Origin of the sequence: Rhizobium sp. 1399 (assembly GCF_031455475.1) — a bacterium.
In the GTDB taxonomy this organism is placed as follows: domain Bacteria; phylum Pseudomonadota; class Alphaproteobacteria; order Rhizobiales; family Rhizobiaceae; genus Rhizobium.
The window spans coordinates 156,730-177,547 of sequence record NZ_JAVDSU010000010.1; the positions used below are offsets into that span (position 1 = coordinate 156,730).

Here is a 20,818-nt window from a genome sequence, read left to right on the forward strand (position 1 = left end):
GATCATTTCAGCAGATGCAGACCATATTTCAGGAAGATCTGCTTCTGTTCGCCGCTGGCGATCAGCTTGTCCAGCGAGGCCTGCATGCGGGCCAGGAGATCGTCCGGGAAATTCTTCTCGCAGGCAATACCCATCGGCTGCGAGGACAGCACCGTCACCATTTCCAGCGGCTGGTCGGCCTTCAGCTTGTCGAAATAGAGTTCGGAGATCGGCATCATGTCGATGCGCCCGCCAAGCAGCTTGCGCAACGTCGCGTTGAAATCGCTGGCGACGTCGAGCTTGGTGAAGCCCTTCTCCTTCAGCGTCACTTCCGTGTAATCATCGCGCTGGGTGCCGATCACATATTTCTTCGCCTCTTCGAGATTGGTGGCAGAGACGCCCGATCCCTTGCGGGTGATCAGGATGTTGCGGTCGATGAGAAGCGGCTCGACCCATTTGAACAGGCCGTCACGCGCGGCGTTATGGGCGGTTGCGAATACGCAGGTCATCGGCGTAGTGCGGGCGAGGCTGAAAGCACGGGCCCAGGGCATCACGTCGAGCGTATAGTCGACGCCTATATCGACCATGACCTTCTCGACCTGTTCGACGGTCGCGCCCTTGATGACCTTGCCATCGCGGTAGTTGAAGGGCGCGTATTCCTCGGTCACGAAGGCTACCGTCTGGGCTGAGGCAGACGTGGCAAAGCAGGGTAGGGTCAAAAGTGCAAGAAGCAGCAGCTTTTTCATCGCGATACCTCCCATTTCGTCAGTTCATGAAGCGCGTGCCACGTTCGGCAGCGAGCTGCTTAGTTCCTCGATCAGCTTGGCGGCATTCTGCGGACGGTGGAATAGATAGCCCTGACCATAATCAAGACCCATCTGGTGCAGCGTACTGCATTCCTCCTCCGTCTCGATGCCTTCGGCGATGACGGTGCAGTTCATCTTGTGCGACAGCGTGGTGATGCCTTCGATGAGCATGCGGCTCTTCTGGCGCACGTCATCGTCAGCATCATTGATGGCGCGGGTGAAGGACTGGTCGATCTTGATGATGTCGACCGGGAAGCGGTTGAGATAGCTCAGCGACGAATAACCGGTGCCGAAATCGTCAAGCGCGATGCGGCAGCCGAAACGGCGCAGTTCCGTCACGATCATGCGGATCTGCGGGTTGTCGTGCATCAGCACAGCCTCCGTGATCTCGACGACGATACGATCCGGCAGGATGCCGTGGCGGCCGAGGATGGCGGCAAGGCGGGCAGCGAGCGCCGGCTCGAACTGCAACGGCGAGAAATTGATCGCGAGGTAGCTGTCCTGCATGCCCGGCAGGCGTGAAATCGTCGCCAGATTGGCGATCGCCTTTTCCATGATGACATTGCCGACGCGGACGATCTTGGCAGTCTCTTCGGCCACGCTGATGATCTCGGCCGGTGGCATGAGACCCTTCTGCGGATGGTTGAGGCGCATCAGCGCCTCGAAGCCGGCGATACCGCGGCCGTTCAGGTTGACGATCGGCTGGAGATAGGCCTCGAACCAGTCGTCAGCGAGACCGGCTTCGATATGGGCTTCGATCTCGGCGCGGCGGCGGGCATGATCGAGCATGCCGCTATCGAAGATCTGTGCGCCGTTCTTGCCGTCGCGCTTCTTGGCATACATGGCCATGTCGGATTTCTGCAGCAGTTCGGCGGCGGTCGCAGCGTGGCGAGGATAGATGGCGATACCAACAGAGGCGCTGAGATGCATGTCCGGGCCGAAGGGTGTCTCGAAGATCGAAGCGATCTGGTCGCACATGGCGCGGGCGCGCTTTTCGGCATTCTTGGCCGGCAGCAGGATGGCGAATTCATCGCCGCCTAGACGGGCAGCTTCATCGGAGGGGGCAAGCAGCGTCTTCAGCCGCTCCACGAGTTCGATGAGGGCCGCATCACCGGCGGCGTGGCCCATATTGTCGTTGATCCACTTGAAGCGGTCGAGGTCGACGAAGAGGCAGGCGAGTTCCTGATCGGCGGCATCGGCGGCTGCGATCTTGCTGTCGAGCACGGCTTCGAAGCCCTGGCGGTTCAGGAGGCCGGTCAGATGGTCAGTGATTGCCTGACGATGGTTGCGGTCTTCGGAGGCCTTCAGCTCCGTCACATCGGTCATGACGGAGAGCGACTGACCTTCCTCTCCGTGAGTCGTGAGCGCCGATTCCATGATCAGGACGTCCATGATGCGGCCGTCCATGCAGATGAACTTGACGGTGACGTCGCCGGTGCCGTTCTCACGCTGGCTCTTGCGCTTGATGAACTTGTCACGGGTGAAGGAGGTAACGAGATCGGAGAAGCTCCGGCCGATGACGGCGGCGCGGTGATAACCCGTCGCAAGCAGCCAGTAGTCGCTGACGGCGGTAATGCGGTCTTCCTCGTCGAGGGAGAAGAGCATGGCGGGCGTCAGGTTGTAGATGTCGGTGGCGCGGCGATGCGCGAGCTTCAGCTCGGTTTCTTCGTTTTCAAGCTTTGTCTGCATTTCGTTGAAGCTTTGGGCGAGCCGGCCCATTTCGTCGTTCGATTGCCAGTCGACATGGTGGCGGGAGCCGAGCTGGCGTGTCGCCTCGATTGCAGCCGTCAGGCGCATCAGAGGCTGGATGACGAAGATGCGGTTGCCGATGAGTGCGGTGGCGAAAACGGCCAGCACCGCGAAAATGAAGATCGAGATGAAGACGACCTCTTCCTGCTTCAGGCCGGAAAACAGGCCGAGTGCCGGATAGAAGACGGAAATGCTGCCGAGGTTCTTCGGCCCATCGACGGTGTTGTAGATGATGGCGCGGGAAACCTGAACCAGCTTGCCATCGAAGGACCTCGGAATGGTCGACTGGCTGACGTCGAGCTCGCCGGACTGGTCGCGGACCTCCACCTTGACGATGGCGCCCTGCGAAACGACCGTCGCGCTGATCTGGGTCACGCTATCGGCATCGAGATCCCAAAGCGGCTTGGCGAGCGCTTGGGCATTCGCCACAAGAAGAACGGAAATATGGTCGCGTATTTCCTTGTCGGCACGCTCAGAGGAAAGGAAAAGAAAAAGAACAAAGAGGGGAGCTACAAAAACAAGCAGCGCGCCGCAAACAATCGCAAAAAATCTGTTCTCAACGGAATTATTCATGGTTCCGTTTGCTCCACGGGGTCGGATTATTCTGCGGTCACGCGGCAGGGCGGGGACTTCGCAACCAGCCGGAGCATGCTTCCATAAATGTGTTAAATGTTGCTGAAATAAGCCTTTTTCGGCAATGAAAAAGCCCGTCTTCCTCACGGAAAACGGGCCTTATGCTTTACAAATTGGTAGAAGCTATCAGGCTTCTGCTTCGCCTTCGGCAGCAGCTTCGTCGATGCCGCCAGCCGGAGCAATGATCGTCGCGATGGTGAAGTCGCGATCGGTGATGACGGGCGTCACACCCTTCGGCAGGGTGACTTCCGAAATATGAATGCTGTCGCCGATCTTGTGACCGGAAAGGTCAACTGTGAAGAATTCCGGGATCGCGTCAGCCGGGCAGTGAACTTCGACTTCGTGACGCACGATGTTCAGAACGCCGCCGACCTTGAGGCCCGGGGACTTGTCTTCGTTGACGAAGTGAACCGGGATTTCAACGCTAACCTGGGTGTTGCCAGATACGCGCAGGAAATCGACGTGCATCGTGAAGTCGCGGACCGGATCGAGCTGATAGTCCTTCGGCAGAACCTTGTACTTCTTACCGTCGACGTCGATGGTCGCAACGGTGGTCATGAAGCCACCGGCATGAATGCGCTTCGTCACCTCATTGGTGTTGATAGCGATAGAAACTGGGGCCTGCTTGTCACCATAGATGACAGCGGGAATAAAGCCGTTGCGGCGGAGTTCACGGGCGGACCCCTTACCAACCCGTTCGCGCGCCTCGGCCTTGAGCTCGTAAGTTTCGTGGCTCATGGCTAGTCCTTTCGAGGTTATTTGGAGAGTCCGCGGCGAGCTTGAAGCCTTGTGCCGTCGGACCGGAGGCGGGCAAGCCCATCCTCATCCGCGTTGCCTCCAAGGGTGTCTACGCGGACGCGTGGCCTATAATATAAGTGTCACGCAAACGCAAGCGGTGACAGGCTCTGTCAAGAGGACCAATGCCGGTGGCCGTATCGCTGATCGCGCGTCATCGGCACTACACCCGAAAGATCGCGAAATGCAATCCCTGGTGTTTTGCAAGTAATTCCAAAAACCGCTGATAAGCCTTCGTTGTTCGGGCGTTAATCACAAAGTCGAACAGAAGGTTCCACTTTACCTGTGAAGGCGCCGGATTATCCCTTCTTTAACACGGCAAGACCGATGTCAGGCTTGAAAAGAATGGGTTTTCTCATGTTTGCGATCGTATACTGCCTGACATACCAACACGACTTTACGCTGGTTCTTCTGGCTGCCGTACTATGCCTTGTGTCCAATCTCGGAACGATCCTGTTCCTGAGAAGTGCTGGCAGGTCAAACGGCGTGCCACGCTGGATCTGGCTCTCCGTGGCGGGGGCGGCAGGCGGCTTCGGCATCTGGTCGACGCATTTCGTTGCCATGCTCGCCTATGATCCGGGCATCGTCGTCGGTTATGATCGCGATCTGACGCTTATTTCGCTCGGTGCGGCTTTTGCCTCTACCTTTGTGGCAGGCCTTGCCGCGGTGTCGCTTCCGGGTTCTCAGGCCAATATTGCTGCAGGCCTTGTCTTTGGCGTCGGCGTCGCAGCCATGCATTTCGTCGGCATGGCCGGTCTGCAGGTTCCGGGGGCCATCGTCTGGGATCGACATCTCGTTATCGCTGCGCTGATCATATCGGCTGCCATGGCGACCTGGGGATTTACGCTCACAAAGAACTGGAAGGGTTCGAACTGGAGCATTCTTGCGGCGGCGTCTGCGCTGTCGCTCGGCATCGTTTTGATGCATTTCACCGCGATGGGCGCGCTGACGATTATCGAAGGGGGCGCAAACGCGATCGAGCCGCAGGCGCTTTCGAAGCCGTTCCTTCTGGTGACCATTCTCGTCGTATCGATCTCAATGCTGGCCTCGGGCATTTCGGCATCGATCATTGCGTTTCGCGCCGCCAAGCAGGCAAGTGCAAGCGAGACCAGGTTTGAGCTGCTCCTGCAGGGCGTGACGGATTACGCAATCTACATGCTCGATCCTTCAGGCGTCGTGACGAACTGGAATACGGGGGCGGAACGCGCGAAGGGCTATAGCGCCGCTGATATCGTCGGCCAGAACTTCGCCCGGTTCTACTCCGCGGAGGATCAGCAGAATGGCCTTCCGCAGAGAGCGCTCGAATCCGCTCTCGCCAACGGCAGATTTGAGGCAGAGGGGCTGCGTTTTCGCAAGGACGGATCCTCGTTCTGGGCACATGTCGTCATCCAACCCGTGTATGACGATGGCCATGATCTCATCGGATACGTGAAGATTACCCGCGATATCACGCAGGCAAAGATCGACGGGGATCGCATCAAAGAAGTATCGAGGAACCTCGATCTGGCACTAGAGAACATGAGCCAGGGCATCTCGATGTTTGACCGCAATGAGCGGCTGATCCTCGCAAACGCCAGGTATAGCCAGCTCTTCGGATTCCCTGAGAATTTCATTCGCCCGGGTCTTGCCTATTCCGAGATCGTTCGCAGCGGCTATCAGATCGTTTTTGGCGATAGTGATGCTGCGGATTCGAAGGCGGCCGATCACTATCGCAGGCATATGGCGACCATGCGCTCCGGCCAGAAGACCCTTGTGCATCAGACGACGAGCGGCCGGTCAATTCTTGCGACGTTTAATGTTCTCGCGGATGGTGGCTGGGTTACGACATTCGAAGACATTACCGACCGGCTGGCGCGCGAAGAGAAAATCGCGTTCATGGCCAAGCACGATGCTTTGACCGGTCTGCCGAACCGTCCCACCTTCAATGACTATCTTTCACATCAGCTGACAATTGCCAAAAGGCTGTCGACCAAGGTTGCGGTGATTGGCATCGATCTGGATAAATTCAAAGAGATCAATGACCAGATGGGCCATGTGGCTGGAGATTTCGTGTTGAGCACATTGGCTGCACGATTGAACGGGATACTGCGTGACGAGGAACTTGTCGCCCGGCTTGGCGGCGATGAGTTCGCGGCTGTGAAGCGCTTCAATGACAGGGCAGAGCTAGACGACTTCATTGCGCGGCTGGAAGCCACGCTCATGGAGAAGATGGATTTCGAAGGGCATCACATCGTCCCCGGCGCAAGCGTTGGTGTCGCACTTTACCCCGACGCCGGCGAAAACGCCGAAACGCTTCTCGCAAACGCAGATCTGGCCATGTATCGCGCAAAACACGAGGTCGGGCGCAATGTCTGCTTCTATGAGGAGTCCATGGACGAAGTGTCGCGCGACAGGAGAAGGCTGGCGCGTGACCTCTGGGTCGCAATCGAGCGCGACCAGATGTACCTTCACTATCAGGTGCAGAAGTCGGTCGCGACCGGCAAGACGACCGGCTACGAAGTGCTGCTCAGGTGGAACCATCCTGAACGCGGAAATATTCCGCCCGTCGATTTCATTCCGATCGCCGAGGAATGCGGTGCAATCATGCCTATCGGAGAATGGGTCCTTCGCGAGGCATGCAGGGAAGCGGTCAGCTGGAAGGACGACATCAAGATCGCCGTCAATATTTCGCCCATCCAGATCGCCCATGCAAACATCGCCGAACTGGTTCGGTCCGTCCTCCAGGAAACGGGCCTGCCAGCATCGCGGCTCGAACTTGAAATAACCGAGTCATCGATCATCGTCGACAAAAGCAAGGCGCTGCTTGCAATGCGTGCGCTCAAGCAGCAGGGCGTTGCGATCGCCATCGACGATTTCGGAACAGGCTATTCGTCGCTCGAGACCCTTCGCTCGTTCCCCTTCGACAAGATCAAGCTCGATCGCAGCTTCATGAACGAAGTCGAGAGCAGTCAGGAAGCAAAGGCGGTCATTCGCTCCATCCTGGCGCTGGGACGCGGCCTGTCGATCCCTGTGCTTGCTGAAGGGGTCGAAACGTTGAGCCAACTCGAACTATTGACATCCGAAGGCTGTGACGAGGCCCAGGGCTACTATTTCGGTCGCCCGGCGCGAATGGAACAACAATCGGTTACCCTCAACACTGCGGCCTGACGCAGGGCGAGATCAGAATCGAGGGCCTTCGCGTGCGGTAGTGCCCGGCAGGATACGTTCACTCTCAGCCGTGGTCGCAAAATAACATTTGTCCAAACGTGCCGGGTTGACACCGGAAGATATCCGATCTTCCTATGGCCGCATTCAAAGCGGCTGAGGAGAGTGTGAATGCGTCTCAAACTTGTCACGACAACGCTTGTTGCCCTATCGCTGTTCGGGGCGGCGCAAGGGGCTGAGATCAATCAGGATGGAGCGAACAAGCTTCGCGACAGCCTGACGGGCTTCCTGCCCGAGGATTTCGCCAAGAGTGGTTTTGTGACCGTCAACCCGGCGGGTACCCGCTATGAGGTTATCTACGATCTTGCCAAGCTGCTTTCGAAAGTGGATACGACCAAGTACGCGGTGAACGGGCTGACGCCCTGGTCGGTCTTCGCCACACCGCTCGACAGCGGGCTCTGGAATCTCGAAGGCAACAACAGCTTCAACATCTCCGGCAACGTCAAGGGGCCAGACGACAAGAGCACCGATTTCACTTATTCCATTGCCTCGATGGTCTATAACGGTGTCTTCGATCCGGCGATCGCCTATCTGCGTTCCGGCGATTTCAAGGCCAGCGATATCCGCCTCACGTCGAAGTCCGACGCCGATCAGGTCGATGCGAGCTTTGCCGGCATGAATTACAGGCTCGATTCGACTGACAGCGCCAGCGGCAATGGCCGGCTGGATTTCAAGGCGAGTGGTGCGTTTACCGCGCTGTCGGAGACGGTTACCAGCGCGCAGACGCCGCCGGTCACCATCAAGGCGGATTCGATCGACTTCAATGCCGATGTGGCCAGCCTGCCGGCGAAGGAAATTCGCGATATCGTCTTCTTTATCCTTGACCATGTGGATGAGAAGGAGCTCAGCAAGGAAGACGGCGAAAGGCTGAAGTCCGTCCTCAAGGCATCCTTTCCGCTGTTCTCCTCCGCCAACGAAACGATCACGGTAAATAATCTGGCGGTCGGCACCGTCGCCGGAAGTGGCGGCGCCAAGGCCTTCGGCTATAATTTCTCGGTCGACGGGCCGAGCGATGCTGTCCGATTTGCCTTCGGGATGAATGCCCAGGAGGTCACGCTCGACAGCCCGGTCGTGCCGGCGAGCTACCATGCCTTCCTGCCGAAGAGTATCGATATGCAGATCGCCGTGCCGGACATGGATTTCGCCGCTTTCGGCGATGAGTTCATGAAGATCGATTTCTCGTCGGGCAACAATTCGGAAGAAAGCGGCAAGCTGGCTGCCGAGAAGCTCTTCCACGACGGCGTCGTCGTCGTCGACCTGCCGAAGTTCATAGCAGTCTCGGATGTCTACGATATTGACGTCACTGGCAAGCTGCAGGGCCGCGTCGATACGCAGAAGGATTATTCGCTCCAAGCTTCGATCCTGGCGCGGGATCTCGACAAGTCGATCGCCGCCATCCAGGAGCTTGCCAAGAGCGATCCGAACCTCCAGCAGGTCTCCTTCGGCATGATGATGGCCAAGGGCTTTGCCAAGACGGACCCAGATGGCCGCTCGCGCTGGGATATCAATGTCGCCGGCGACGGTTCCGTGGCGATCAACGGCCAGCAGATCAAGGGGCCGGATGCCGAGGAACCGGATCAGGATCAAGATCAGGGGCTGGAGCCAGACCAGGGGCAGGGGCAGGAACCGGAGCAGGGTCAGCCGCAATAAGTGCTCTGAACTGCAGCCTGAAACGAAAGGAGCCGGCCTCGTGCCGGCTTTTTTGCGTCTGGTGTCACATGCAAATTGGTCGGCAAATCGATTGCCACCGTTCAGGAGTTCACAAGAAAGGCACCTGATCTCAGCGAGGTCGGCTTTGGGATGATGATGTCCAAAGGCTTTGCTAACACCAACAGTTCGGACGGCAATGGTGCGCGGACGGCGCAGTGACCGTTGATGGTCAATCTTTGAGAGGACAGCACGGATCAGCGGTAAATGTCAGAGAACTGCAATTCGAAGATCAAAAGAGCCGGTCGAATGCCGGCTCTTTTAGTCGAAGAGGCTGGAGACGGATTCTTCCTGGGCCGTGCGGCTGATGGCTTCGCCGATCAGCGGAGCTGTCGTGACGACGCGGATATTGTGGGCCGAGAGCACGGCCGTGGTCGGCTGGATCGAGTCCGTAATCACGAGTTCGCGCAGCTTCGAGGAGGTGACGCGGGTGACCGCGCCGCCGGAGAGGACGCCGTGGGTGATATAGGCGGTGACGCTGGATGCGCCCTTGGCGAGCATCGCATCGGCCGCGTTGCAGAGCGTGCCGCCGGAATCGACAATGTCATCGATCAGCAGGCAGTCCTTGCCGGTGATGTCGCCGATAATGTTCATGACTTCGGATTCACCCGGCCGATCGCGACGCTTGTCGACGATGGCCAGAAGACAGTCCAGGCGCTTGGCGAGCGCGCGGGCGCGCACCACGCCGCCGACGTCAGGTGAGACGACCATGACGTTGCTGAGGTCATAGTGGCTCTTGATGTCGCGTGTCAGCACGGGAAGAGCGAAGAGATTGTCTGTGGGTATATCGAAGAAGCCCTGGATCTGCCCGGCATGGAGATCGAGCGTCATGACGCGGTCGGCGCCGGCTTCGGTAATGAGGTTTGCAACCAGCTTGGCGGAGATCGGCGTACGGCCGGAGGCGCGGCGGTCCTGACGGGCATACCCGAAATAAGGGAGAACGGCAGTGATGCGGCGGGCTGACGAACGACGCATCGCGTCGATCATGATCAGCAGTTCCATCAGGTGGTCATTGGCGGGAAAGGCGGTCGGCTGCACGAGGAAAACGTCCTCACCGCGCACATTTTCCTGGATCTCCACGAAGATTTCCTGATCGGCAAACCTTCGGACACTGGCTTTCCCTAAGGGAACATTGAGATAGTTGCAGATCGCTTCGGCGAGTTGCCGGTTCGAATTGCCTGCGAAAACCTTCATCTTGGTCCGCCTGTTATGCGCTGATAGCCGCGCTTTTTAGCCAGCTTCCCGGTGAATGCAAGGGCTAAGGCGTCACATACTTTTATATTTATAAAAAGCTTGTGACTAACCGCCCTGGCTTTGCCGCCAGGATGTGAACTCGGTGATCGTCTTTGAGGCGATCTGCTGCATCACGGAGGCGGGCACGCCGGCCCAGGGATCGGCCGCCGCCGTCGGCACGCTTTCCTGTCCCTGAATGCGGTGCAGGCGGGCGCCGGCATTGTCAAGCACGTCCCAGACATAGACCACGGTGACCTTGCCCTCGTCGCTGAAAGCGGAGAGGTAGCCCTTCAGAATATAGTCGCTGCTGGTGTCGTTGGAGCTCTTGATGGCAAGGCCATGAGCGCGGGCCTCCGCGCCAAGCTGGCGGGACAGCGGGGTGACAGCTTGTACGGGCGCACCGATGATGGGCAGGAAGCGCACTGTATTGCCGCGTACCGAGGTCGATGATGAAACCGAAGGATCAAGCGCTGCTGTCTGCGTCGGCTGCTGCGGTGCCGGTTGCTCGGTGGCGGCGGATGGTGGCGCCAGTGATTGGCCTTCGATCGGTCCGGAGGCAGCGGGCGAAGAGCCGTCACGGGAAAGCGCATCGGCCTGGGCCTGCATAGTCGTCGGCGGAGCGCCGGTGCCGGGCCGGTAGGCCTGCGCTTGGTAGTTCGGCTGGGTCGGAGAGGTCTGCTCGCTGTAGGCTGGCGTATAGCCGTTCCGGCGGGGTGCCGCCGGGAAGGTCCGTTGCGGCGCTCCGGCCATACGCTCGGCTTCGCTCTGCGTCACCGGTGTGGATGAGCGCTGACTCATCGAAGAGTCGCCGATTTCCATCGGCGGCGTGAGCGTCAATGCATCGGTCGTGTTGCAAGCAGAAAGCAAGGCAAGACAGATCAGGAGCGTGGGTGCAGTCGCAACTCGCGTCATCCCTCGGTTCGTCCTTCCCACATTCGCGTCAGCCCCGTGCGAATTTATGGGGGTGGGGGGACCTGTCTGTCAATTCCGGATTCTTGCCGGTGATTGCGGAGGTTAGACCCCGGTGAAATCCAGCGGATGGCGCGAAAGTGCACGAGGGGCTTCACCTGTCGTCAGATAGGTCTGTCCGAGGGTCATGGCTGTGCCGGTGTCGGAATCGGCGATGATCATGTGCACGAAGAGCGACATGCTCGGCTCGATCGGCTGCGGATTGCCGGCATGGAACATCTGGTGCTCCATCCAGGACGGCGAGAAGCGCGCGCCGAGCGAATAGCCGCAAGCATTCAGGCGATGGCGGGCGAGGCCGCGCTCATCCATGATCCTGGCATGCATGTCGAAGACATCGCCGAAGGTATGGCCAGGCTTCAGCACGGTCTCGATCGCCTGGATCGTTTCGAGGCAGGCATTGTAGAGTTCTCGGTGGCGATGCGTCGGCTCGCCGATGACGATCGTACGCATCATGGCGGCATGATAATGTGCGTAAACACCGGCCCATTCGAGAGTCAGCTGGTCATTGGCGTCGAGCTTGCGGCGGCCGGCCTTGTAACGGCAGAGCAGTGCATCCGCGCCGGAGCCGATGATGAACTCGTTGGCCGGATAGTCGCCGCCGCCGGAGAAAACCGCGCCTTGCATGGCGGCGAGGATATCGGCCTCATCGGCACCGGGCTTGGTCAGGCGGATCGCTGCGTCCAGCGCATCGTCTGCCAGCACGGCGGCATGCTCGACATAGGCAACCTCGGTCGGGCTCTTGATGAGGCGCAGCCGGCTGACGAGGTAGGAAGCGTCACTGATCTGGCCGAAGGTCGTCAGTTGCGCGTCGAGCAGCCGGGCGACGCGGCCGGTCATGCCGTGCGTGTCGTACTCGACACCGATGCGGGTGCCGAGTAGGTCCATTTCGACCAGCAGGTTCTTGAGGTCCATCGTCGGATCGGCATTGACGCGATCGACCCAGACATGGATGTCCTCGATAACGGAGGTGTGCCGGGCCTGACGCAGGTCGGCCGAGCGGGTGAGGAGCGTCATTGTGCCGTCAGCCTTGACGACCAGCGTCTGAAAGAAGCAGTAGCCGAACGTGTCGTAGCCGGTCAGCCAGTACATGCTTTCCTGCGCAAAGAGCAGCAGGGCATCGAGCTTTTCTTCCTTCATCTTGTCCGTCAGGCGGGCAAGCCGGCTTGCGAATTCAGCCCGTTCGAAATGAAGTGCCATGCTGCTTACATCTCCCTGATGCTGATCGCCGAAATCTGGCGGCCGTAATCCGGCTCCTTTTTATGTGTGGTCCGCCGATAGGAAAAAAAGCGCTCGCTATCGGGATAAGTGCAGAGACCGAGGCTTTCGGCACGCACGCCCGCGTTTTTCAGCCGATCGACGGTCAGTCCCGGCAGGTCGAACATGGCGTGACCCGCTGTCGGGGAGGGGATGAAGTAACGCTCATAGGCCGGATCATAGGCAAAGAAGCGCTCGACGAATTCCGGGCCGACCTCATAGCTTGCCTGGCTGATCGAGGGGCCGAGGCAGGCGACGATATTGGCCCTGTCGGCACCAAGGGCTTCCATGGCATCGATGGTGTTTTCAAGCACGCCGATCAATGCGCCCTTCCAACCGGCATGGGCCGCACCGATGACGCGGTTTTCAGGATCGGCGAACAGGATCGGGCCGCAATCGGCTGCAAGCACACCAAGCACAATGCCCGGCGTTGCGGTGACCATGGCATCTGCCGGCGGCCGGTCGCCGTCATAGTCCGGCCCGATGATGACGACGTCAGGCGAATGGACCTGATGGACGGTTGCCAGTCGCTCTACCGGCAGGTCGAACCAGGCGGCGACGCGTCTGCGGTTCTCCTGCACATTTTCGCGCTTGTCATTCGAGCCAAGGCCGACATTGAGGCCGCGATAGATGCCCTGCGAAATGCCGCCTGCGCGGGTGAAATAGCCGTGGCGGATCGCGCCGCCGGTCGCTTCGTTCAGCAGCGCGCTTTCGATCGGTGCGGGAGAGGCCGCGTCTGTCATCTGATATTCCGGGACTTTTGGAGAGGGATCGACGTCATCCTGGCCGGACATTGTCCGGCGAAGCGGTGTCATTTTGCGGCGGATGTTGGCGAGCGTAAGGCTGGCTGTCAATCCACCGGACGGAACGGCATCAGGTCGATCGCCGGATAGGAGACGGCGAGCACCTTGAAGAGTTCGCCCATGCGGCCTTCACCTGCACCGGCGAGCCGATCGACCGCGCTCTGGATGATCTGCTGCGTATTCGGCTCGCGGTCGCGACCGAGGGCTGCGGCGCGCTCGAGAATGCCGAGGCCGGTCAGGAAGTCACCCTGGTGCAGTGCGCCGTTAATGTGGACGCCGGCAGACGCTGCCGTTTCGGCAAGCTGCTGGAAATCGACATGGCTGGTCAGATCCGCTTCGCCGGGATGGGCAAGCGGCGGATCGAATTCGTGCATCCGCACGGCCTGCAGCGTATCGCCGAAACCGGTGACGAGATGTCCGTAGTCGATCGCAAGCGCCGTGCCGCTGAAGATCCGCAGCCTTTCGCAGATGGCGCTCATGACCGCCTGGCGGGCGGGCGAGATCTCGAACAGCGTCCCAACAGGCACGTTCTGCGCAGGCTCCGGCAGCAAGGCCGAATCGATGCCGGCAACACCGGCCGCAAACATCAGCTCTCCATCCGCGTCGAGGCCGACCATGCGTTCGCGGAAGCCGGTCGATGTGCGCACGAACTGGCGGATCGGGATCGCGTCGAAGAGTTCGTTGGCGACGATCAATGTGAAGCCGGGGGGCACTTCGTCGAAGCCAGCATGCCAGCTGATCTTGCCTTCATAGGCTTCCAGCGTCTGGCTCTGGATATCGCGCAGGCGTTCGCTGGTTTCGACGAGATGGATCGTCATGTTGTCGAAGAGCGGCGGGGCGATGCGCGAAATCACGCGCAACATGTCCGCCATCATCGTACCGCGGCCGGGCCCAATCTCGACGAGGCGGACGCCTGCAGGCGTCGCGTGGCGCTGCCAGGCGTGGACGACGAAGACGCCGATCATTTCGCCGAAGAGCTGGCTGACCTCAGGTGCGGTGACGAAATCGCCCGAACGGCCGAAGGGCTCGCGGGTGCGGTAATAGCCGTGTTCGGGATCGGCAAGGCAGAGCGAAAAATAGTCGGTGACGCTGAGCGGCCCGTTTGCCTGGATGATCGTCTTGATCTTTTCGCTTAATGCGGTCATGGCGGTCGTTCCGGGAGCTTCAGTGCTGCAGGGCAGCAGCCTGGCGGCGGGCGCGGAAGATCGCCCAAAGGCCGAGCAGGATCATCGGGAGGGACAGGACTATGCCCATCGTCAGCCAGTTTGTGCCGAGCAGGTAGCCGAGCTGCGCATCCGGCTCGCGGAAGAATTCCACGAAGATGCGCGAGAGCGCGTAGCCGCAGACGAAGACGCCGGTGATGAGCCCGGGGCTCTTCAGGGCCTTGGCGCCGTAGACGAGGGCGACAAGAACGAGCAGCAGGACAATGCCTTCGAGGCCGGCTTCATAGAGCTGGCTCGGATGGCGGGCGAAGGGGCCGCCAGTCGGGAAGACGACTGCCCAGGGCACGTCCGTCAGCCTGCCCCAGAGCTCGCCGTTGATGAAATTGGCGATACGGCCGAAGAACAGGCCACAGGGCACGACCGTCGCAACGATATCGAAGAGGCTCCATATCGGGATGCGGTTGCGGCGGGCAAAGAGGATCATGGCGATCGTCGTGCCGGTCAGGCCGCCATGGAAGGACATGCCGCCGTTCCAGATCTGCACGGCGCGGATCGGATTTTCGATGATGGCGCCGAGATCGTAGAAGAAAATGTAGCCGATGCGGCCGCCGAGAACGATGCCGAGGGCTGCCCAGACGATGAAGTCGTCGAGCTGGGACCTTGATATGGGCGAGGTATTGTTCGGCCAGAGTGCGTCGTTTGCAGCAATGCGGCGGGCATAGGCCCAGCCGAGCAGGATGCCGGCGACATAGGCCAGGCCATACCAATGAATCGCCAGCGGGCCGATCGAAAAAGCGATCGGGTCGATATTAGGGAAAGGCATTATAGCAAGAAGATCAGCAGCTATCGGCAAGGTTTTCCCACCCGTTGAGATGCGCGGAACATGGCGCTGCGATCTTTGGCGGTCAAGTGCATTGTTCGTCACGGCCCCGTGCGCAAGGGCTTATCCCGTGCAAAGCGCTTGCATCCTTAACGGCGAAGCCCTACCTCCATTTCAGTGGCCGCAAGGCCTGACATTCACGTCGTGCGAAGGGAGAAATACGCCATGACGACCGGAACGAACCGCATCATGGATGAATTCGCCAAGCTGATGACCGATGCGGCAGGTGCCGCGCAGGGTGTGCGCAAGGAGGTCGAGACCGCCTTCAACGCTCATGCCGAGCGCTGGCTGAACAGCATGGATGTCGTCAAGCGCGAGGAATTCGAAGCCGTGCGTGAAATGGCGATCAAGGCCCGTGACGAAAACGAGGCGCTCGCAGCCCGCATCGCTGCGCTCGAGGCCAAGCTCGCTGCAAAGGGCAAGTGATCTCAGCTTAAAGAAGATGCTGTATAAGGTGCGGCGTGGCCCATATGTTACATGCCGCATCTTGGATAAAAAAATCGGGTGTGATTTTTCACCTGTGGACACTGCCAAAAAAGCCAATGGGCAGAGTCTTTTACCTCCCCCGCTGAATTTGATTCCATAAGTGCTTTCCACAGCAGGCCAGGCCAAATTTCCGGGAAGGGGGCTGGCAGGGTGCAAGGGGCATTATACACTGATTTTAAATGATGATTCGAAGCGAATTGGTAAGCTCCGGGCAGGTTCACTGCGTTAGTCTGGCAGCGGTTCAGCGATCATCCCCAGTGGTTGTTTCCGGTATTGCGTGTGTCTCGTTTTGTGTTTTTCACGAAGTTAGGCCGCATTCATTCCGGTCAAGAAGGTGCTGCATGAGCCTTATGGAATTGGAAGTCGAACGCCAGTCGAACCCGGTCGACATGATCGAGTACGTGGCTTCAAACAATGACTGGGCCTTCGAGCGCTCCGGCGAAGACGAGATCGCGATGACGGTCGAAGGTCGCTGGGCCGACTATCACGTCTCTTTCTCGTGGATGGAGGAATTCGAAGCGCTGCATCTTGGCTGCGCCTTCGACATCAAGGTTCCCGAAATCAGGGTCAACGAGGTGGTGAAGCTGCTCTCGGCGATTAACGGCCAGGTGCTGATGGGGCATTTCGACCTGTGGCGGCAGGAAGATGTCGTCATCTTCCGCCAGTCGCTGCTGCTTGCCGGCGGTGCCGAGCCCACGAACCGTCAGGTGGAAGTTCTGCTTTCCAGCGCGCTCGATACCTGCGAAGCTTATTTTCAAGCTTTCCAGTTCGTCGTCTGGTCCGGTATGGAAGCCAATAAGGCGATGGAAGCGGTCCTCTTTGAAACCGTCGGTGAGGCGTAAAACATGCCTGCGAATGCCTTTTCTGCTGCCAATCCGGTCGTTCTCATCGGTGCCGGCAATATGGGCGGAGCGATGCTCTCCGGCTGGCTGAAGAGCGGCGTTCCGGGTTCCGCCGTGGTCGTGGTCGATCCCGGCCCATCGCCGGCGATGCTTTCGACCATTGCCGATGCGGGTGCCTCCCATGTCACGGCCGCTCCCGCCGGTCTCAAGGCCGGGGTCCTGTTCCTTGCCGTGAAGCCGCAGGTAATGGAAGCCGTGCTTCCGGCGGTCAAAAGTGTCGTCGGGCCTCAGACGGTTGTGGTTTCGGTTGCTGCAGGCAAGACGCTCGCCTTCCTTGAAAAGCATCTCGGCGAGGCGGCCATGGTGCGCGCCATGCCGAACACGCCTGCCATGGTCGGGCGCGGTGTGACCGGCGCCTATGCCAATGCGCGTGTCAGCGCTGAACAGCGCGATGGCGTCAATGCTCTTCTTCGTGTGTCCGGCCCTGTCGAATGGGTGCCTTCCGAATCCGATATCGATTCGGTGACGGCGCTGTCGGGCAGCGGGCCTGCTTATGTGTTTTATCTCGTCGAATGTATGGCAGAAGCGGGCCGTAAACTTGGCCTGCAGGCGGACCTTGCCATGCGTCTTGCGCGGGAAACAGTCGCGGGGGCTGGTGAGCTGCTGCACCAGTCCCCCGACGACGCTGCGCGCCTGCGCCAGAATGTCACCTCTCCAGGCGGCACGACCGCGGCCGCACTTTCCGTATTGATGGCTGAAGATGGCATGCAGCCGTTGTTCGACGAGGCGCTTGCGGCTGCCCGCAAGCGCGCCGAAGAGCTCGCCGGCTGAGAAAGACTGTTATGGCTGAAGAGATCACTTTTGCTGATTTCGAGCGCGTGGATATCCGTATCGGGACCATCATCGAGGCAAATCCCTTTCCGGAAGCGCGAAAGCCGGCGATCAAGCTGCTCATCGATTTCGGCTCCGAGATCGGCGTCAAGAAATCTTCGGCGCAGATCACGGTTCATTATTCGCCGGAACGGCTCGTCGGGCGACAAGTGCTCGCCGTCGTCAACTTTCCGCCGCGCCAGATCGGGCCGTTCCGCTCCGAAGTCCTGACGCTCGGTTTTGCCGATGAGGCGGGCGATATCGTGCTTGCCGCGGTCGAGCGGCCGGTGCCGAACGGCCAGAAGCTGATGTAGGCCGGCCAGACCGGTCAGCTGCATTTCGCGACTGCATAGATGATCTGGTCTTCGCCGAAGCGCGACACTTTTTTGAATTCCCGCATTCCGCACCGCTCGAGCAGACGCCGTGAGGGGAGATTGGCGGATTGCGTTTCCGCAACCAGCCTTTCGAGGCGAAGCTTATCGAAGCAATAGCCGATAACGGCGGACACGGCCTCGGTCGCCAATCCCGTTCCCCATGAAGACGGCAGGAACTGGTAGGATATCTCGATATCTTCACCATCATGATGCCGGTCGAGTTCGACAAGGCCGATGCATCGTTCGCTCTCGCGCAGCCGGACTGACCAGCGATTTTCGGCCGGTGCAAAGACCGGTGCATCTGTACGCCTCTCCGCCGCCAGTTCCGAAAGAGCGCCGCCGAGATATTGGCGAACCGCGTGATCCGTGAGCAGTTGTTTCAGTGTCTCCCGATCCTGCATCGTCGGTGCCATCAGGTCGCATCTGAGGGTCCGGAGCACGTTTTCGGCCGGCGTCATGGCTACAGGCTCAGTGGATGTCGCGCGAGAGCGGATCGCTCAATGTGAAATCGTGGAAGACGGCTTCGAAGCCGGCGCGTTGCGGCGAGCAGAACACGGGGCCGACCAGCGTGTTCTCGAAAGCCGGATCGAACCAGGCGAGGCGGGCCATGCGCCATTCGTCCATGGTGTCCGTGCTGTATTGGATGAACAGGGTGTCGCCGTTGCGGGTGGCGCGCACCGAGATGGCATCAAAGTCATGGCCGATGCGGAAGGCCGACCAGTCGGAATTGCCGTTGGTGACCACGGTGCTGAAATGCCTGGCCCCATCGGTAAATTCGATGCCGCATTTCACCCAGTGCTTCTCATCGGCACGGATCATCAGGCCGGCCTGATCGTAGAGCGCTTCATAGTTGCCGGAGAAGGTGACTTCGGCGGTGAAGTCACCCTTGCGGCTTTCATGCAGGAAGTGACCGTCGTCGCGATGGAAGCCGTAATAGGTGCCCTGCCAGAAATCGGTCTTTTCGCCGGAGCGGACATGGAGCGCGCCGTCACGTTCCTCGAAGAATGGTGGCGGGTTCAGCCAGCTCATATGTTTCATGCTCAGATCTCCCGCAGGAAGGGGTTTTCACGGCGTTCGTCACCGATGCGGCTGCCTGGGCCGTGACCGCAGATGAAGCCGACATCGTCGCCGAGCGGCAGCACTTTGTCCCTGATGGAATCGAGAAGCTGGCGATGATTGCCACCAGGCAGGTCGGTGCGGCCGATCGAGCCGTTGAAGAGCACATCCCCGAGATGGGCAAATTTCTGGGCGCGGTTGAAATAGATGACGTGGCCCGGCGCATGGCCCGGCGTGTGATAGACTTCGAATTCGTGAGAGCCGAAGGAAATCTTGTCGCCATCCTTCAGCCAGCGGTCTGGCGTGACGTTCTGCAGGCCCTGTATGCCATATTTCTCGGCCTGGGTTTCTATGCGCTGCAGGAGCGGCAGGTCGTCCTCATGCGGGCCGACGATATCGACACCGAGCTTTTCCTTGAGCTCCTTGGCGCCGCCGGCGTGGTCCAGATGACCGTGGGTGAGCCAGATTTCCTTGATCTTGAAGCCCTGCTCTTCGATCACGCCCGAAATGACAGAGACGTCGCCGCCGGGATCGACGACCACGCCTTCCTTCGTATCGGGGTCGAAGAGAATGGTGCAGTTCTGCTGGAAGGGGGTTACCGGAATGATGCCGGCCTGGAGCATGCCCATGAATGCCTCGCTTCGCGTCTTTCAATTGCCTGTCTCTATAGGCGCAAACGCAGCCGAAGGCAGCCTGAATTTTCGGCCGGCTCACGCGAAAAAGACAGGCTGCAACAGGAATTTATCGGCTTGCGGAGAGCGGCGCTGCGCTGCCTACAAGTGAATTTTTGAAGCGATTTCAGATGCTTGCTTCGGCCTTCTTTATGCCATTCTTCAGCCGCGCCGGCCGCGGCGGAACAACCACGCAACCCGTGCGTTCTCAGCCCATCGCAACAAGGAGACCTAGAATGACCCTGAAGAGAAACCTTCTGCTGGCCGGCGCCTTTCTGGCTGCGAGTGCCGGCCTTGCTCAGGCGGAGATGGTGGCGACGTCCATCAACGACCTGAACATCCGCTCCGGGCCTGGCCCGCAATATCCCTCCGTCGGCCTTGCCACGCGCGGCTCGACTGCCGTGCTCGACGGCTGCATCGAAGGCAGCCGCTGGTGCCGGGTCGATGTAAACGGCGTGCGCGGCTGGGTCTATGCCGAATATCTGCAGGTTGATCAGGGCGGCTCGCCTGTCATCGTCGAGCAGCATCGCGATGATCTCGGCGTGCCTGTGGTGACCTATGAGACGACCTCCAGCGTCGTGCCGGCGGAGCCAATGCCCGCGCCCGGTGATGAGCTGATCGGTCCGGTCGGCTCGGTCGAGGCGATTACGCCGCCGGAGGAAGTCCGCACCTATATCGACACCACGCCGGGGCAGGCCGTGCGGCTTGGCGGTGATGTGGTCGTCGGTGCCGAAGTGCCCGCCGATGTGACATTCGAGACGATTCCGGATTACCAGTATCGCTACGTCCGCATCAACGATCGGCCGGTGCTGGTCGACCCGGGCACGCGCCGCATCGTCTATGTCTATCAATAGGATCATGGGAAAGGCGGCCATGCTGCCGCCTTTCTCCTTTCCATGAAGGATCCGCAGAGCTCTCGCATGGGTTGCCAGAATCCTCTACTTCTCCTCGTAAATATGATAATATTCTAACATGACATCCGGTGATGGCATGAGTCGGCGATCGGGGAGATCGCCAGAGGAGAAAATCATGGAAGCGCTACTTCCGCTCATCACACAACTGGTTGCAGGCGCAGTCGGCGGCAATGTCGCAAGCGCCGCGCTGAAACAGCAGGCGATCAATGTCGTTGCCCGCACGATTGCGGGCGCCATTGGCGGCATTGGCGGCGGCATGCTGCTCAGCATGGTCGGCGGGGAAGCAGCAATGACCGGGCTGATCGCTGACGGCATTGGCGGACTGATCGGCGGCGGCATCCTTTCGTCGGTCGCCGGGCTGGTTATGGCCAAGGCACGCTGAAGGTTCGGACGCTGGACAACGAAACGGTCGGCAAACGCACGCGCCTGG

Annotated in this window: 21 protein-coding genes; 9 read left to right on the forward strand and 12 right to left on the reverse strand. The window is 59.8% G+C overall.

The window, feature by feature from the left end; translation table 11 throughout:
• Positions 1-2: 2 nt before the first annotated feature.
• Positions 3-725 carry a transporter substrate-binding domain-containing protein gene (locus tag J2X71_RS27035; protein ID WP_310386965.1) on the reverse strand — a complete coding sequence of 241 codons (723 nt, stop codon included), beginning with the start codon at positions 723-725 and terminating at the stop codon, positions 3-5.
• 24 nt (positions 726-749) lie between these two features.
• Complete coding sequence (locus tag J2X71_RS27040) at positions 750-3,059, reverse strand: EAL domain-containing protein (RefSeq protein WP_310387137.1); 2,310 nt, start codon at positions 3,057-3,059, stop codon at positions 750-752.
• On the opposite strand from J2X71_RS27040, the gene J2X71_RS27045 reads away from it, so the two are divergent.
• Positions 2,949-3,194: a hypothetical protein gene (locus J2X71_RS27045; RefSeq protein ID WP_310387144.1), complete on the forward strand. Its 246-nt coding sequence runs from the start codon at positions 2,949-2,951 to the stop codon at positions 3,192-3,194. The genes J2X71_RS27040 and J2X71_RS27045 overlap by 111 nt on opposite strands.
• Before the next feature lie 99 nt (positions 3,195-3,293).
• Here the strand turns inward: J2X71_RS27045 and J2X71_RS27050 are convergent, their stop codons facing one another.
• Positions 3,294-3,905 carry a 50S ribosomal protein L25/general stress protein Ctc gene (locus J2X71_RS27050; RefSeq protein ID WP_113324366.1) on the reverse strand — a complete coding sequence of 204 codons (612 nt, stop codon included), beginning with the start codon at positions 3,903-3,905 and terminating at the stop codon, positions 3,294-3,296.
• Positions 3,906-4,319: 414 nt separating this feature from the next.
• Here J2X71_RS27050 and J2X71_RS27055 point away from each other — a divergent pair, with 414 nt between their 5' ends.
• Entirely contained in the window at positions 4,320-7,109 is a 2,790-nt protein-coding gene (locus tag J2X71_RS27055) for an EAL domain-containing protein (protein ID WP_310386968.1), read from the forward strand.
• Positions 7,110-7,277: 168 nt separating this feature from the next.
• Complete coding sequence (locus J2X71_RS27060; protein WP_310386970.1) at positions 7,278-8,816, forward strand: hypothetical protein; 1,539 nt, start codon at positions 7,278-7,280, stop codon at positions 8,814-8,816.
• A 318-nt stretch (positions 8,817-9,134) separates the two neighbouring features.
• On the opposite strand, the gene J2X71_RS27065 is transcribed toward J2X71_RS27060, so the two are convergent.
• The 6 genes from J2X71_RS27065 to lgt all read right to left on the reverse strand — a co-directional run bounded on the left by J2X71_RS27065 (position 9,135) and on the right by lgt (position 15,148).
• Positions 9,135-10,067 (reverse strand): ribose-phosphate pyrophosphokinase, encoded by a 933-nt coding sequence (locus J2X71_RS27065; protein ID WP_007824382.1) that lies wholly within the window; start codon positions 10,065-10,067, stop codon positions 9,135-9,137.
• A 105-nt stretch (positions 10,068-10,172) separates the two neighbouring features.
• The gene (locus J2X71_RS27070) at positions 10,173-11,018 is read right to left on the reverse strand and encodes a hypothetical protein (RefSeq protein ID WP_310386973.1); all 846 of its coding nucleotides are present in this window, start codon (positions 11,016-11,018) and stop codon (positions 10,173-10,175) included.
• Between the two features lie 102 nt (positions 11,019-11,120).
• Positions 11,121-12,272, reverse strand: a complete 1,152-nt coding sequence (locus J2X71_RS27075; protein WP_310386974.1) for a Xaa-Pro peptidase family protein — start codon at positions 12,270-12,272, stop codon at positions 11,121-11,123.
• Positions 12,273-12,277: 5 nt separating this feature from the next.
• Positions 12,278-13,072 carry a peptidoglycan editing factor PgeF gene (pgeF, locus tag J2X71_RS27080; protein WP_310386977.1) on the reverse strand — a complete coding sequence of 265 codons (795 nt, stop codon included), beginning with the start codon at positions 13,070-13,072 and terminating at the stop codon, positions 12,278-12,280.
• Between the two features lie 107 nt (positions 13,073-13,179).
• Positions 13,180-14,277, reverse strand: coding sequence for a class I SAM-dependent methyltransferase (locus tag J2X71_RS27085; RefSeq protein WP_310386979.1), 1,098 nt, complete (start codon positions 14,275-14,277; stop codon positions 13,180-13,182).
• Between the two features lie 19 nt (positions 14,278-14,296).
• Positions 14,297-15,148 carry a prolipoprotein diacylglyceryl transferase gene (lgt, locus tag J2X71_RS27090; RefSeq protein ID WP_310386981.1) on the reverse strand — a complete coding sequence of 284 codons (852 nt, stop codon included), beginning with the start codon at positions 15,146-15,148 and terminating at the stop codon, positions 14,297-14,299.
• Positions 15,149-15,340: 192 nt separating this feature from the next.
• On the opposite strand from lgt, the gene J2X71_RS27095 reads away from it, so the two are divergent.
• From J2X71_RS27095 to J2X71_RS27110, 4 genes are all read left to right on the forward strand, one after another.
• Entirely contained in the window at positions 15,341-15,601 is a 261-nt protein-coding gene (locus J2X71_RS27095) for an accessory factor UbiK family protein (protein WP_113185736.1), read from the forward strand.
• Between the two features lie 401 nt (positions 15,602-16,002).
• Positions 16,003-16,503, forward strand: coding sequence for a YbjN domain-containing protein (locus tag J2X71_RS27100; protein ID WP_113323648.1), 501 nt, complete (start codon positions 16,003-16,005; stop codon positions 16,501-16,503).
• Positions 16,504-16,506: 3 nt separating this feature from the next.
• Positions 16,507-17,334 (forward strand): pyrroline-5-carboxylate reductase, encoded by an 828-nt coding sequence (gene proC / locus J2X71_RS27105; protein ID WP_310386985.1) that lies wholly within the window; start codon positions 16,507-16,509, stop codon positions 17,332-17,334.
• Between the two features lie 11 nt (positions 17,335-17,345).
• A complete protein-coding gene (locus tag J2X71_RS27110; protein ID WP_310386987.1) occupies positions 17,346-17,687 on the forward strand; it encodes a tRNA-binding protein in 342 nt (113 codons plus the stop codon).
• A gap of 14 nt (positions 17,688-17,701) precedes the next feature.
• Here the strand turns inward: J2X71_RS27110 and J2X71_RS27115 are convergent, their stop codons facing one another.
• The 3 genes from J2X71_RS27115 to J2X71_RS27125 are packed head-to-tail and all read right to left on the reverse strand — an operon-like array spanning position 17,702 to position 19,432.
• Entirely contained in the window at positions 17,702-18,160 is a 459-nt protein-coding gene (locus tag J2X71_RS27115) for a GNAT family N-acetyltransferase (RefSeq protein WP_310386989.1), read from the reverse strand.
• A gap of 55 nt (positions 18,161-18,215) precedes the next feature.
• Positions 18,216-18,785 carry a DUF1349 domain-containing protein gene (locus J2X71_RS27120; protein ID WP_310386991.1) on the reverse strand — a complete coding sequence of 190 codons (570 nt, stop codon included), beginning with the start codon at positions 18,783-18,785 and terminating at the stop codon, positions 18,216-18,218.
• Positions 18,786-18,787: 2 nt separating this feature from the next.
• Positions 18,788-19,432 carry an MBL fold metallo-hydrolase gene (locus J2X71_RS27125; protein ID WP_310386993.1) on the reverse strand — a complete coding sequence of 215 codons (645 nt, stop codon included), beginning with the start codon at positions 19,430-19,432 and terminating at the stop codon, positions 18,788-18,790.
• 278 nt (positions 19,433-19,710) lie between these two features.
• On the opposite strand from J2X71_RS27125, the gene J2X71_RS27130 reads away from it, so the two are divergent.
• Together J2X71_RS27130 and J2X71_RS27135 are read left to right on the forward strand one after the other, a co-directional pair.
• The gene (locus J2X71_RS27130) at positions 19,711-20,328 is read left to right on the forward strand and encodes a DUF1236 domain-containing protein (RefSeq protein WP_113323653.1); all 618 of its coding nucleotides are present in this window, start codon (positions 19,711-19,713) and stop codon (positions 20,326-20,328) included.
• Between the two features lie 175 nt (positions 20,329-20,503).
• Positions 20,504-20,770, forward strand: a complete 267-nt coding sequence (locus J2X71_RS27135; RefSeq protein WP_113323654.1) for a hypothetical protein — start codon at positions 20,504-20,506, stop codon at positions 20,768-20,770.
• Positions 20,771-20,818: the final 48 nt, after the last annotated feature.

Excerpts from the sequence above, each read along its gene's own strand:
- J2X71_RS27035 (WP_310386965.1), bottom strand. The coding sequence starts at position 725 with ATGAAAAAGCTGCTGCTTCTTGCACTTTTGACCCTACCCTGCTTTGCC.
- J2X71_RS27050 (WP_113324366.1), bottom strand. The coding sequence starts at position 3,905 with ATGAGCCACGAAACTTACGAGCTCAAGGCCGAGGCGCGCGAACGGGTT.
- J2X71_RS27055 (WP_310386968.1), top strand. The coding sequence starts at position 4,320 with ATGTTTGCGATCGTATACTGCCTGACATACCAACACGACTTTACGCTG.
- J2X71_RS27060 (WP_310386970.1), top strand. The coding sequence starts at position 7,278 with ATGCGTCTCAAACTTGTCACGACAACGCTTGTTGCCCTATCGCTGTTC.
- J2X71_RS27065 (WP_007824382.1), bottom strand. The coding sequence starts at position 10,067 with ATGAAGGTTTTCGCAGGCAATTCGAACCGGCAACTCGCCGAAGCGATC.
- J2X71_RS27070 (WP_310386973.1), bottom strand. The coding sequence starts at position 11,018 with ATGACGCGAGTTGCGACTGCACCCACGCTCCTGATCTGTCTTGCCTTG.
- J2X71_RS27075 (WP_310386974.1), bottom strand. The coding sequence starts at position 12,272 with ATGGCACTTCATTTCGAACGGGCTGAATTCGCAAGCCGGCTTGCCCGC.
- pgeF (WP_310386977.1), bottom strand. The coding sequence starts at position 13,072 with ATGACAGACGCGGCCTCTCCCGCACCGATCGAAAGCGCGCTGCTGAAC.
- J2X71_RS27085 (WP_310386979.1), bottom strand. The coding sequence starts at position 14,277 with ATGACCGCATTAAGCGAAAAGATCAAGACGATCATCCAGGCAAACGGG.
- J2X71_RS27095 (WP_113185736.1), top strand. The coding sequence starts at position 15,341 with ATGACGACCGGAACGAACCGCATCATGGATGAATTCGCCAAGCTGATG.
- J2X71_RS27100 (WP_113323648.1), top strand. The coding sequence starts at position 16,003 with ATGAGCCTTATGGAATTGGAAGTCGAACGCCAGTCGAACCCGGTCGAC.
- proC (WP_310386985.1), top strand. The coding sequence starts at position 16,507 with ATGCCTGCGAATGCCTTTTCTGCTGCCAATCCGGTCGTTCTCATCGGT.
- J2X71_RS27110 (WP_310386987.1), top strand. The coding sequence starts at position 17,346 with ATGGCTGAAGAGATCACTTTTGCTGATTTCGAGCGCGTGGATATCCGT.
- J2X71_RS27115 (WP_310386989.1), bottom strand. The coding sequence starts at position 18,160 with ATGGCACCGACGATGCAGGATCGGGAGACACTGAAACAACTGCTCACG.
- J2X71_RS27120 (WP_310386991.1), bottom strand. The coding sequence starts at position 18,785 with ATGAAACATATGAGCTGGCTGAACCCGCCACCATTCTTCGAGGAACGT.
- J2X71_RS27125 (WP_310386993.1), bottom strand. The coding sequence starts at position 19,432 with ATGGGCATGCTCCAGGCCGGCATCATTCCGGTAACCCCCTTCCAGCAG.
- J2X71_RS27130 (WP_113323653.1), top strand. The coding sequence starts at position 19,711 with ATGACCCTGAAGAGAAACCTTCTGCTGGCCGGCGCCTTTCTGGCTGCG.
- J2X71_RS27135 (WP_113323654.1), top strand. The coding sequence starts at position 20,504 with ATGGAAGCGCTACTTCCGCTCATCACACAACTGGTTGCAGGCGCAGTC.